Source organism: Pantoea sp. UBA7232 (assembly GCF_002473195.1).
GTDB lineage: Bacteria > Pseudomonadota > Gammaproteobacteria > Enterobacterales > Enterobacteriaceae > Pantoea > Pantoea eucrina.
The window spans coordinates 351628-363754 of the sequence record NZ_DKTK01000006.1 but is presented as its reverse complement, the minus strand read 5'-3'; the positions used below and the strand labels follow the sequence as shown (position 1 = coordinate 363754).

Below are 12127 nucleotides of genomic sequence, written 5' to 3'. Positions count from 1 at the left end.
TCTGCGCCCGGCGCTGCGGATGGCGCCCCTCCTCCCCGCCTGTAAATTTTTCATTTTGTTTTTTTAAAAGTGTTGCGGTGTGGTCTGAAGCTTCTTCACGAAACCTTCAGCCATAAAAAACGTAAGAAAAAGAGAAAAAACCAGCAGCGGCGGGAAGCGCCATCCGGGTCCGCCGGGGGAGGGCACGGTTCCGGGATGAGCAGACAGGACGTCGGCGGGAGGGCGCGGTGAGCAGGAGCGAATGGCGGCCGGTCCCGGGGAACCGCGCGGCGGACGGGGCTGGCGCAGGGCCGGGGAGTGCAGAGGGCGCGGCCAGGCGTCCTCTGCCCGGTCGCCGTGCCGGGGCACAGGCTGCTGCCGCCGCTGACGGCGAACGGAACCGGCCCCGGAGCAAACGGAACCGGCCCCGGGGCAGCAGCGCCGTGCCGGAGCACAGGCCGCCGCCGCAACTGACGGCGAACGGAACCGGCGCTTAATCTGCGCCCCTGCAGCTGACGGCGAACGGAACCAGCCCCCGTGGGGCGAACGGAACCGGCCCGTAACCAGCCCCCGCTTCCTAACTAAACCACTTCCCGAACCAGCCGTGGAATTTCATCATAATAAAATCCCAGATCCGCCCGACAAAGCTGCCTTCCGGTACGGCTTCCATCGCCACCAGCGGGCGCTGCTCGATGGTTTTTCCATCCAGCTGGAAATCGATAGTGCCGACAACCTGATTTTTAGCGATGGGGGCTTCCAGCTGCGGCGTATTCAGGGTAAAGCTCGCTTTCAGATTTTTCATCTGACCTTTAGGTACGGTAATCGCCGCATCTTTCGCCACGCCGAGATCCACTTCTCCCTTATCACCAAACCAGACGCGCTGGCGGGCAAACGGCTTATCTGCCTTGATAGGCGTTACCGTTTCATAAAAACGGAATCCCCAGGTCAGCAGCTTTTCACTTTCGCGAAAACGAATGGCGTCGGTTTGTGCGCCCAGCACGACCGAGATCAGACGCATATCGCCATCAACGGCAGACGCCACCAGATTGTTGCCTGCGCCTGAGGTATGTCCGGTTTTAATGCCGTCCACTTTCAGGTTGGAGCTCCAGAGCAGCCGGTTGCGGTTGCGCTGCTTAATATTGTTAAACGTGAACTCTTTCTCACTGTTCAGCGCATACTCGTCCGGCACATCGCTTATCAGCCGCTGGCCGATAATCGCCATATCGCGGGCGGTGCTGTACTGCCCTTCCGCGTCCAGACCGTGCACCGTCATAAAATGGGTATTTTGCAGACCGAAGGCTTTAACGTAGTTATTCATCAGCCCGATAAAGGCATCCTGGCTGCCGGCAACATAATCTGCCAGCGCAATACAGGCATCGTTGCCGGACTGAATAACAATGCCTTTATTTAATTCTGATACCGGAATACGGTCGCCGGGCTTGAGGAACATCAGCGATGAGCCGCGCAGCTTTGGATTACCGGTCGCCCAGGCATCCTGGCCAATCGTCACCATATCACCGTTGTGGATCTTTCCTGATTTCAGCGCCTGCCCTACCACATAGCTGGTCATCATCTTGGTCAGACTGGCAGGGTCGAGCCGCTGATCGGCATTCGATTCAGCCAGAACTTTGCCGCTGTTATAGTCCATCAGAACCCAGGCTTTGGCCTCGATTTGCGGTGCAGCCGGAGCGTCAACGGCCTGAGAAACAGCCGGGAAAATAAACAACAGCGAGGAGGCAGCCAGGGGCCGTAATAACGATGCGCAAAGGTGTAGTTTCATGGGCGTAACCAGATTGTCCTTGTAAAATCGGGGCTTTCGCGGGCGGGGAAGATCTCGTGTAAAACGCTAACGGTTCGCGCTGGCGAAAAAAACCGTTGAATCGTAAAGTTAATTAAGTTTTCTTATATTAATCCAGGTCAACATCCTGTCCGGTCCAGTGTAAGCCGTCAGCGGTGGTAAAAAACTGCGCACAATTCTGAATTTGTCCGGAAAAGCTAAGCCTGTCACAAAATTCCGCTACGCTGGGATCAGTCAGCCTGAGGAGAGCATTATGGATCTTGCCGTGTTCGATCTTGATGAAACCCTGATATGTGATGACAGCACCAGCCTCTGGTTGCGCTGGCTGGTGTCACAGGGATTTGCGCCTGAAACAGTGATTGATGAGGATCGCAGGCTGATGCAGCGTTATTACGCCGGCGAGCTGCCCATTGAAGAGTATATGCACACCACGCTGGCACCGCTGGCTGGCATGGCCACGCCGACCGTGGCTGGCTGGATAAGACGCTTTATCCACCGTGACATCCTGCCGCGTGTGTTTCCTGCCGCACGGGAGCGCATTCAGTGGCATCAGCAGCGTGGTGATAAGGTGCTGATCGTGACCGCCAGTGGCGACCACCTTGCCATTCCTATCGCTGAACGTCTGGGCGTGGACGGTGCGCTGGCTATTCATGCTGAAGTTGTTGATGCCCGCTACAGCGGCTCTATGCTCGGCACCGCAACCTATCGCGAAGGTAAAGTGGTTCGCCTGCGCGACTGGCAGGCCCGTCAGCAGGCGCTCAGTTTCACACGCACCTGGGCCTACAGCGACTCGTTTAATGACCTGCCGCTGCTGGCCTGGGCTGACCACGCCTGGGCAGTCAATCCGGATGCGCGCCTGCAGCATGAGGCGGAGCAGCGCGGCTGGCAGATTTGCCGCTGGGCGCGCTGATTAGTTACCTGTTTCAGCCTGCTCCGGCTGCACGCCTACCCGGAGCAATTTACCGCTGGCTTCATCGGTCAGTACGTAAAGCCAGCCATCCGGCCCCTGACGCACATCGCGGATACGTTCATTACGATCGCTCAGCAGCCGCTCCTCCTCCGTGACCCGATCGCCCTCAACGCGCAGCCGGATCAGGCTTTTATCTTTCAGTGCACCGATAAACAGCGCGTTTTTCCACTGCGGAAAGCGCGTACTGGTGTAGAACGCCATGCCGCTGAGAGCCGGTGACACTTTCCACCAGAACAGCGGCTGGTCGGTTCCTGCGACCTGCGTGCCCTTCGCTTCCGGCACCGGCTGCCCGCTGTAATCGATGCCGTACGTGGCAAGCGGCCAGCCATAGTTGTGGCCTTTCTCCAGCCGGTTTACCTCATCGCCGCCGCGCGGCCCGTGCTCACTCTCCCACATCTCTCCCGTCCAGGGATTCAGCGCCAGCCCCTGAGGATTACGCACGCCATAGCTCCAGATCTCCGGACGGGCGCCCTGGGTGTGAACAAACGGATTATCCTGCGGTACGCCACCCTCCTGCGTCAGGCGAACAATTTTTCCTGACAGCTTATCCAGCTGCCGGGCGCTGCTGCTGACAAAATTGTCGCCAAACGCCACATAGAGAAAGCCCTGCCGGTCAAAGGCGAGCCGGGTACCGATATTGGCACCACCGGAGAGTTTAGGCGTCTGCTCCAGCACCACGCGAAACCCGTTAAGCTTCTGCATATCCTCGCTCAGCTGACCGTAACCCACGACGCCACCGGCACGCCCGCGGCTATCGGCCGTGGTGTAACTCAGCCATACGCGGCGGCTTTGCGCGAAATCAGGTGCCGGAACCACATCCAGTAACCCGCCCTGCCGCTCAGCCCAGACCTGCGGCACGCCCTGAATCGGCTTCGACAGGCCGCCCTCAGGCTGCCAGCTGCGCAGCTGACCGGTGCGCTCGGTGATAAGCAGCGTGCGGTTATCCGGCAAAAAGGCCACCGACCAGGGATGAGAGAGGTTGTCCTGCAGCACCTCTACCGCCACATCCGCAGCCAGCGCCAGAGAAGAACAGCTTAGTGCGCCGGAAATCAGCGCTGCTCGCCAGATATGCATAGGTTGCTCCTGTATTCGCTCTGCCGTTAAGGGTAGACAGCGCGCACGCAGCAGCGGGGGAAATTTACAAAACATTAAGCCCGGCGCAGGCCGGGCTGGAGGAGATTACTCGAAGCAGGTTTCAGGGTTGTCAGACAGGCAGATAAACTCTGCGCCGCCTTTGGTCAGGGCGTTGATTTTCCCCGTTTCGATATCGTAAACCCAGCCGTGCAGACGCAGCTTGCCTTTACGCAAAGCAACCGAGACGGAAGGATGCGTTTTGATATTGTTCAGCTGCGCTATAACGTTCTCTTTCACCATCTCATTAAGGCGCACCTCAACAGAATCGTAGTTGCGCTCGTCAACCACGGCTTTTGCGGCGTTAGCGTAGTGCAGCCAGTGATCGACCGCCGGCATGTTTTCCAGATCGGCGTTGGAGGCGATCGCGTTCATTGCGCCACAGTTGGAGTGACCGCAAATAATGATTTCCGTTACGCCCAGCGCCAGTACCGCATACTCGATGGTGGCAGAGACGCCGCCTGGCTCCGGGCCAAACGGTGGCACAATGTTGCCGGCGTTGCGGATCACAAACAGCTGCCCTGGCTCCTGCTGCGTGACCAGCTCCGGCACCAGACGGCTGTCTGAACAGGAGATAAACAGCGCTTTAGGATTCTGGTTGGAAGCCAGACTCTTGAAAAGATCCTTCCTTTCAGGGAATACGTTCTGTTGAAAATTCAGAAAACCTTTGACGATCTCTTGCATTTGTCTGCTCTCACTCTATGCACTGCTGCGCTGTCATCGCATAGCCTGCCAGCGCACGCGTTTAAATTCTTCAGCGTTGAGAATAAGTTACCTTCAACAACCCGTCATTTAAGCAAAATCGCAGCAACCGCACAACCCGCTGCGGGCTGAAATACCCGGCGTCAGGCTGCGCCGTGCACTCTAAGCATAGCGCTGCATTCATATTCTGCAGGCAGGCAGATTGTTGCTTCAGCTATACATTTTCCGCTGCAACCTCTGTACAATCGCGCTCCTGTCCATACTAATTATGATGAATTTTTATCCTTATGAGCCATGTCACTAATCCGCCACGCGTGGGCTTCGTCTCACTCGGTTGTCCTAAAAACCTCGTTGACTCAGAACGTATCCTGACGGAACTGCGTACTGAAGGCTATGACGTGGTACCACGCTACGATGACGCGGAGATCGTTATCGTTAATACCTGCGGATTTATTGACAGCGCGGTTCAGGAATCTCTGGAAGCGATTGGTGAAGCGCTGAATGAAAACGGCAAAGTGATCGTCACCGGCTGTCTGGGTGCCAAAGTGGATCAGATCCGCGAAGTGCATCCGAAAGTGCTGGAGATCACCGGTCCGCACAGCTATGAGCAGGTGCTTGAGCACGTGCATACCTATGTACCTAAACCTGTTCATAACCCGTTTCTGAGCCTGGTGCCTGAGCAGGGCGTGAAACTGACGCCGCGCCACTACGCCTATCTGAAAATCTCGGAAGGCTGCAACCACCGCTGTACGTTCTGTATTATTCCGTCCATGCGCGGCGATCTCGACAGTCGTCCGATTGGCAGCGTGCTGGATGAAGCGAAGCGTCTGGCTGAGTCAGGCGTGAAAGAGCTGCTGGTGATCTCGCAGGATACGTCTGCTTACGGCGTGGATGTGAAACATCGTACCGGTTTCTGGAACGGTGCGCCGGTAAAAACCAGCATGGTGAGCCTGTGTGAACAGCTGGCAAAACTCGGCGTCTGGGTACGCCTGCACTATGTTTATCCCTATCCGCACGTGGATGATGTCATCCCGCTGATGGCAGAAGGCAAAATTTTGCCCTACCTCGACATTCCGCTGCAGCACGCCAGCCCGCGCATCCTGAAGCTGATGAAGCGTCCGGGAGCCGTGGAGCGTACGCTGGAGCGCATCAAGCGCTGGCGTGAGATCTGTCCGGAGCTGACGCTGCGCTCTACGTTTATCGTGGGCTTCCCGGGTGAAACCGAAGAAGATTTCCAGATGCTGCTCGACTTCCTGAAAGAGGCGCGTCTCGATCGCGTAGGCTGCTTCCAGTACAGCCCGGTAGAAGGCGCCACCGCCAATCAGCTGCCGGATCCGGTTCCGGAAGAGGTAAAACAGGCGCGCTTTGACCGCTTTATGCAGCTGCAGCAGCAGATCTCCAGCGAACGCCTGCAGGAGAAAGTGGGCCGCGAAATACTGGTCATCATTGACGAAGTGGATGAAGAAGGTGCCGTCGGACGCAGCATGGCAGACGCACCGGAAATCGACGGTGCCGTCTATCTCAACGGCGACCGGCAGGTAAAAGCAGGTGATGTGGTGCGGGTGAAAGTGGAGCACGCGGACGAATACGATCTGTGGGGCAGCCGCATCTAACCATATTTCTGCTGGTGCGCTTTTTTACGCTTCAGATAATCTTCGTCGGCGCGTAATTTATCCCAGCACGCTTTAAAGATGGCCGCCGCTGCGGCCTTCTCTTTTTCTACCGTGCGCGGCAGCTCTTTGCCATCCGCATCATATTTACGTCCTCCCTGATGATTGCTGTAGCGCCGGGCGCGCGTATACCCCATCTGAATAAATTTGCGCGCCATATCCATACCGACAAAATCATCTTTCTCGCGATACGCTTCAAACAGCTGCATGATTTTTTCCGAGGACTCTTTCGCTACCTCTACGGTACGAAAACGCCACCAGGGCAAAATCTCACTTTTGTAAGGCTCCACCATCAGTACGCCCTGCTCGCCCCGCCCCACGCGATAAAGCTCAGGGTGCTGTCGCAAATCAAGATTTTTATAATCCTGCTGATAATCAAACGGTTCCATCTCTCTTCTCCTTTGCGCCCTGAGCTGCCACCGGGACGGCTTTGCGCCGGCAGCATCCTTACCGGCGGAGCAACGTCCTGCGCAACGGCCCGGGGAAAATCTGTGAAAGCGTTATCGCTGCTCCTTTAATATTAGACACTTTTAGTAGCCCGGGCCGGTTCGCTGCTCAGCTTTTCAGTTTTGGATCCAGCGCATCGCGCAGGCCGTCACCCAGCAGGTTAAACGCCAGAACGGTCAGGAAAATCGCCAGGCTGGGAAAAATAACGACGTGAGGCGCCATCACCATATCCGCTCGCGCTTCATTCAGCATTGCTCCCCACTCCGGCGTAGGCGGCTGTGCGCCGAGCCCCAGAAAAGAGAGGCTGGCGGCGGTGATAATTGAGGTACCAATACGCATGGTGAAATAGACCATGATGGAGGAAATCGTGCCGGGCAAAATATGCCGAAAAATAATCGTGCGATCTGACGCGCCAATGCTGCGCGCCGACTCGATATAGGTCTGCTGCTTGAGCACCAGCGTGTTACCGCGCACCAGCCGGGCGAACGCAGGTATGCTGAAAATCGCCACCGCCACAATAACGTTGCTCATCCCGCTGCCCATAATGGCGACGACCGCTATCGCCAGCAGAATACCGGGAAAGGCAAACAGCACGTCGCAGATGCGCATAATCAGCCGATCCCACCAGCCCTCATAGTACCCCGCCAGCAGACCCAGCAGCGTACCGATCAACGCGCCGATAATGACAGAGAAGAATCCCGCCATCAGTGAAATACGGGTGCCTGCCAGCACCCGGCTGAAAATGTCCCGCCCCAGCGAGTCCACGCCAAACAGGTGCAGCCACGACGGCCCTTCATTCAGACGATCGTAGTCAAAATAGTTTTCCGCATCGAAAGGCGCGATCCACGGCGCAATAAAGGCCAGTACAATCAGCAGCAGGACAAAGCTGCCCGCCAGCAGCGCCACATGCTGCTGGCGAAAACGGCGCCAGAACTCACGCCACGGGGTACGCACCCGGTTTTCCGTCAGGTGCGGCAGCTGTTTCACCACCGCATCGCGTCGCCAGTTTTTCAATCGCGACTCCTTATTTGTAGCGAATAGCCGGATTGATTGCCGCGTAAAGCATATCGACAATCAGATTGATCAGGATAAATTCCAGTGAAAACAGCAGAACTTCCGCCTGAATCACCGGGTAATCCCGCATCTCCACGGAGTCCACCAGCAGGCGACCGAGACCAGGCCAGTTAAACACCACCTCCACCACGATCGATCCTCCCAGCAGAAAACCAAACTGCAGGCCCATCATCGTGACCACCGGGATCAGGGCGTTGCGCAGCCCATGTTTCACCACCACCAGCGATTCGCGCACGCCTTTAGCCCGGGCGGTGCGCATGTAATCTTCCTGCAAAACCTCAATAAATGAGGCGCGGGTAAAGCGCGCCATAATCGCGGCAACGGTAGCGCCCAGCGTGAGAGAAGGCAGAATAAAGTGCTGCCAGCTATCTGCGCCCACGGTGGGCAGCCAGCCCAGCTCCACCGAAAAGATCTGCATCAGCAGCATACCCAGCGCAAAGGCCGGGAACGAGATGCCGGAAACCGCCAGCGTCATGCCGATGCGATCGGGCCAGCGGTTGCGCCACACGGCAGAGACAATACCCAGCGCCATACCCAGCAGCACTGACCACGCCATACTGGTCAGCGTCAGCCACAGCGTCGGGTAGAAGCGCTGCGCAATTTCGTCCGCCACCGGGCGTTTTGAGACCAGCGACTGGCCAAACTCTCCCTGCAGCGCATTGAAAATAAAATGCCAGAACTGCTGGATCAGCGGCTGATCCAGCCCGAGCTCGCTGCGTACCAGCGCAACAACGGAGGCATCCGCTTCGGGGCCGGCAATCAGACGGGCCGGATCGCCGGGCAGCAGATGTACAAACAGAAACACCAGTACGGCAACAATCAGCAGCGTGGGGATCAGTCCCAGCAAGCGTTTTAAAAAGTAGTTGAGCATGCAACATCCTGCGCAGCAGCGGCCAGCCGGAGCGGCTGGCCAGTCTGGTTACTTCAGATCCGCTTCGTCGAAATTAAACGAGGTATCCGGCATGACGTAGAACCCGGTCAGGTTTTTGTTGCTGGCCGAGAGCAGCTGCTCGACAACCAGCGGGATCCACGGATGGTCATTCCAGATGCGATCCTGCGCATCTTTATAGAGCTGCGCTTTGCGTTCACGATCGGTAGTCTTTAATGCATCAGCCAGATCTTTATCCACCTGCGGATTACTGTAAAACGCGGTATTGAAGATCGCTGGCGGCCAGGAGGTCGTGGCGAACAGCGGCGTCAGCGCCCAGTCGGCCTCACCGGTCGAGGCGGACCAGCCGGTATAGAACATGCGTACGCCACTCTCTTTTTGCCCTTTGCTTTCCACTTCCGCAGCGCGCTGTCCGGCATCCATAGCGGTGACTTTCACCTTTACGCCCACCTGCGCCAGCTGCTGCTGGGTAAACTGCAGCACTTTCTGCGCCGTGCTGTGGTTATGCGAGGACCAGAGCGTGGTCTCAAAGCCGTTGCCGTAGCCCGCTTCTTTCAACAGCGCCCGCGCTTTAGCCGGATCGTATTTGATAGCCGGATAACGCTGAGCGAAATCGATAGAGGGCGGCACGATACCGGTAGCGGGCGTGGCATACCCGGCAAACGCCACTTTTGCCAGCGCCTCACGGTTAATGGCATATTCCAGCGCCTCACGCACTTTCGGGTTATCAAACGGCTTTTGCGTGACGTTCAGGCTGATATAACGCTGCATGATTGAAGGCGTGGTAATGACGTTCAGCTTAGCGTTACTTTCAAGGCGTTTGGCCTGCTCAAAGGGCACCGGAAAAGCAAACGTCGCCTCGCCGGTCTGCAGCATGGCCGCGCGGGTGTTGTTATCCACGATGGGACGCCAGGTAATGGTATCGAGTTTCGGATAGCCCGGCTTCCAGTATCCCGCCCACTTTTTCACTTTGACAAAATCGGTCTGATTCCAGGTTTCAAACTCATAAGGGCCGGTGCCGACCGGATGGAAGCCAATCTCTTTGCCATACTTTTTCAGCGCAGTGGGCGAAATCATCGCCGCCGCCGGATGCGCCAGGTTGTTGATAAACGCTGAAAAAGGCTGCTTCAGCGTAATTTTTACCGTGAGCGGATCGACCACTTCCGTGGTCGCAATATATTTGAACAGGTTATAGCGTTTGAGATGGTTATCAGGATTACTGGCGCGATCGAGGTTCACCTTAACCGCCTCAGCGTTGAAATCGGTACCATCCTGAAATTCAATGCCGGAACGCAGTTTGATGGTGTAAGTGAGCCCGTCATCGCTGGCCTGAGAGCTTTCAGCCAGCACGTTTACCAGCTTCATCTCTTTATCGAAGCTGAACAGCCCCTGATAGAAAGATTTGGCAACCGCCTGCGACAAGGTGTCGTTGGCGTCGTAAGGATCCAGCGTGGTAAAGGTTGAGCCCACGGCAATGACCGCATCTTTTGCCGCCCAGGCGGGCAGCGTCAGCGCAGCGCTCAGCACGCCAGCGGTGATAATCCCGTTACGCATAATCTGGTGCATGATGGTGCTTCTCCTGTAGTCCCTTGTGCTGCGTCCTGGGTTCAGGACGCTATGTTATTCGTCAGGCGCCACCGATCGCATGGCGTGCCACAAAGTGTCCTGGCGCCACCTCCAGCAGCGGCGCGACGTCCGGCTCATCCCCCAGCGGACGTACGGCGCTGGGGATCTCATCAACCATTAACGCCCGTTCGCGATGCCGGTGTGCCGGGTCCGCCACCGGTACGGCCGCCATCAGTTTGCGGGTATAAGGATGACGCGGCTGCTCAAACACCGCCTGGCGCGGTCCTGTCTCAACGATCTGCCCCAGATACATCACCGCTACACGGTGGCTGATACGCTCCACCACCGCCATATCATGCGAAATGAACAGAAAAGCGATGCCGGTTTCCCGCTGCAGATCCAGCATCAGATTGATAATCTGCGCCTGGACCGAGACGTCCAGCGCTGACACGGACTCATCCGCAATGACCACTTTGGGATTCAGCGCCAGCGCTCGCGCAATACAGATGCGCTGCCGCTGGCCGCCTGAGAACTCATGCGGGTAGCGCTGCGCATGCTCCGGCTGCAGCCCTACCCGCTCCAGCAGCCAGGCAACGCGCTTCTCCGCCTGCGCGCGACTCATCACGCGATGGACCAGCAGCGGCTCCATCACAGAAAAGCCTACCGTGAGGCGCGGATCGAGCGAGGCGTAGGGATCCTGAAAAATAAACTGAATATCGCGCCGCAGCGCCGCCAGCGCGCTCTCCTGCAGCGCGTCGATACGCTGACCGTTAAAGGTGATGCTGCCGCCCTGACTGGCGACCAGCCGCAGCAGTGAACGACCGGTGGTCGATTTACCGCATCCCGACTCCCCGACCAGCGCCAGCGTCTCACCGGCATAGAGATCAAAGCTCACCTTCTCTACCGCGTGTACCCGGCGCGTAACCCGGTTAAAGAGACCGCTGCGCAGGTCGAAGCGGGTTGTCAGGTCGCGCACCTGCAGCACCGGCGGGCGATCGCGACGCACGGTATCCTGCGGCAGAGCCGGCGCCTCCTGCCCGGTGGTGCTCAGCAGAGGAAATTTTGCCGGCAGTGGCTGCCCGCTCATCGCGCCCAGCCGGGGCACGGCCGCCAGCAGCGCGCGGGTATAAGGCTGAGCCGGCGCGTTAAACAGCTGCTGCACCGGCGCCTGTTCGATAACATCGCCGCGATACATGACCTGCACGCGATCGGCCATTTCAGCGACGACGCCCATATCGTGCGTGATAAAAATCACGCCCATCTGCATCTCTTTTTGCAGCACGCGGATAAGCTGCAGGATCTGCGCCTGAATAGTGACATCCAGCGCCGTCGTTGGCTCATCGGCAATCAGCAGTGCGGGCCGGCAGGAGAGCGCCATCGCAATCATGACGCGCTGGCGCATCCCGCCAGAGAGCTGATGCGGATAACGCGACAGGATAGCGTGCGCATCCGGAATGCGTACCAGATCCAGCATGCGCCGCGCTTCAGCGAGCGCCTGCTGATGGCTCATCTTCTGGTGTAGTCGTACTGACTCAGCAATCTGTTCGCCCACGGTAAATACCGGATTCAGCGAGGTCATCGGCTCCTGAAAGATCATCGCCATGTCAGCGCCGCGCACCTGCCGCATCTGACCGGGCGACGCGCGCATGACGTCCAGGATCTCTCCGTTTCGGCGGCGCAGCTTTATCTCACCGCTGATCTCGCTGCCCGCCTGCTGAATCAGGCGCATCAGCGCCAGTGACGTCACTGATTTCCCTGAGCCAGACTCCCCGACCAGCGCCAGGGTTTCTCCCCGCAGCAGATCGAGCGAAAGATGACGCACCGCTTCAGTTTTACTCTCTTCATGCTGAAAAGTGACGCACAGATCGCGTACCGCCAGCACCTGTTGCTGTTCCATTCTG

At 57.7% G+C, this 12127-nt stretch carries 10 protein-coding genes; 2 read left to right on the top strand and 8 right to left on the bottom strand.

Annotated elements, in window-relative coordinates:
- Positions 1-556 precede the first annotated feature (556 nt).
- Positions 557-1759, bottom strand: a complete 1203-nt coding sequence (locus B4056_RS05060; RefSeq protein ID WP_113654869.1) for a serine hydrolase — start codon at positions 1757-1759, stop codon at positions 557-559.
- Between the two features lie 271 nt (positions 1760-2030).
- On the opposite strand from B4056_RS05060, the gene B4056_RS05055 reads away from it, so the two are divergent.
- The gene (locus B4056_RS05055; protein ID WP_039383460.1) at positions 2031-2687 is read left to right on the top strand and encodes an HAD family hydrolase; all 657 of its coding nucleotides are present in this window, start codon (positions 2031-2033) and stop codon (positions 2685-2687) included.
- Here B4056_RS05055 and B4056_RS05050 read toward each other — a convergent pair whose 3' ends face one another.
- Together B4056_RS05050 and B4056_RS05045 are read right to left on the bottom strand one after the other, a co-directional pair.
- Positions 2688-3821: a PQQ-dependent sugar dehydrogenase gene (locus B4056_RS05050; RefSeq protein WP_113654870.1), complete on the bottom strand. Its 1134-nt coding sequence runs from the start codon at positions 3819-3821 to the stop codon at positions 2688-2690.
- A gap of 105 nt (positions 3822-3926) precedes the next feature.
- Positions 3927-4562, bottom strand: a complete 636-nt coding sequence (locus B4056_RS05045) for a carbonic anhydrase (protein WP_039383457.1) — start codon at positions 4560-4562, stop codon at positions 3927-3929.
- Positions 4563-4867: 305 nt separating this feature from the next.
- On the opposite strand from B4056_RS05045, the gene rimO reads away from it, so the two are divergent.
- On the top strand, positions 4868-6193 hold the full coding sequence (gene rimO / locus B4056_RS05040; RefSeq protein WP_065649744.1) for a 30S ribosomal protein S12 methylthiotransferase RimO: 1326 nt from the start codon (positions 4868-4870) through the stop codon (positions 6191-6193).
- On the opposite strand, the gene B4056_RS05035 is transcribed toward rimO, so the two are convergent.
- The 5 genes from B4056_RS05035 to gsiA form a co-directional block, all read right to left on the bottom strand.
- Positions 6190-6639 carry a DUF4385 domain-containing protein gene (locus B4056_RS05035; protein ID WP_094111991.1) on the bottom strand — a complete coding sequence of 150 codons (450 nt, stop codon included), beginning with the start codon at positions 6637-6639 and terminating at the stop codon, positions 6190-6192. The two genes, rimO and B4056_RS05035, sit on opposite strands and share 4 nt — an antisense overlap.
- Before the next feature lie 166 nt (positions 6640-6805).
- The gene (gene gsiD, locus B4056_RS05030; RefSeq protein WP_288654011.1) at positions 6806-7711 is read right to left on the bottom strand and encodes a glutathione ABC transporter permease GsiD; all 906 of its coding nucleotides are present in this window, start codon (positions 7709-7711) and stop codon (positions 6806-6808) included.
- Between the two features lie 10 nt (positions 7712-7721).
- Positions 7722-8642, bottom strand: a complete 921-nt coding sequence (gsiC, locus tag B4056_RS05025) for a glutathione ABC transporter permease GsiC (protein ID WP_288654009.1) — start codon at positions 8640-8642, stop codon at positions 7722-7724.
- Between the two features lie 48 nt (positions 8643-8690).
- Positions 8691-10226, bottom strand: a complete 1536-nt coding sequence (gene gsiB, locus B4056_RS05020; protein ID WP_288654007.1) for a glutathione ABC transporter substrate-binding protein GsiB — start codon at positions 10224-10226, stop codon at positions 8691-8693.
- Between the two features lie 61 nt (positions 10227-10287).
- A complete protein-coding gene (gene gsiA, locus B4056_RS05015; protein WP_288654005.1) occupies positions 10288-12123 on the bottom strand; it encodes a glutathione ABC transporter ATP-binding protein GsiA in 1836 nt (611 codons plus the stop codon).
- Positions 12124-12127 lie beyond the last annotated feature (4 nt).

Excerpts from the sequence above, each read along its gene's own strand:
- B4056_RS05060 (WP_113654869.1), bottom strand. The coding sequence starts at position 1,759 with ATGAAACTACACCTTTGCGCATCGTTATTACGGCCCCTGGCTGCCTCC.
- B4056_RS05055 (WP_039383460.1), top strand. The coding sequence starts at position 2,031 with ATGGATCTTGCCGTGTTCGATCTTGATGAAACCCTGATATGTGATGAC.
- B4056_RS05050 (WP_113654870.1), bottom strand. The coding sequence starts at position 3,821 with ATGCATATCTGGCGAGCAGCGCTGATTTCCGGCGCACTAAGCTGTTCT.
- B4056_RS05045 (WP_039383457.1), bottom strand. The coding sequence starts at position 4,562 with ATGCAAGAGATCGTCAAAGGTTTTCTGAATTTTCAACAGAACGTATTC.
- rimO (WP_065649744.1), top strand. The coding sequence starts at position 4,868 with ATGAGCCATGTCACTAATCCGCCACGCGTGGGCTTCGTCTCACTCGGT.
- B4056_RS05035 (WP_094111991.1), bottom strand. The coding sequence starts at position 6,639 with ATGGAACCGTTTGATTATCAGCAGGATTATAAAAATCTTGATTTGCGA.
- gsiC (WP_288654009.1), bottom strand. The coding sequence starts at position 8,642 with ATGCTCAACTACTTTTTAAAACGCTTGCTGGGACTGATCCCCACGCTG.
- gsiB (WP_288654007.1), bottom strand. The coding sequence starts at position 10,226 with ATGCACCAGATTATGCGTAACGGGATTATCACCGCTGGCGTGCTGAGC.
- gsiA (WP_288654005.1), bottom strand. The coding sequence starts at position 12,123 with ATGGAACAGCAACAGGTGCTGGCGGTACGCGATCTGTGCGTCACTTTT.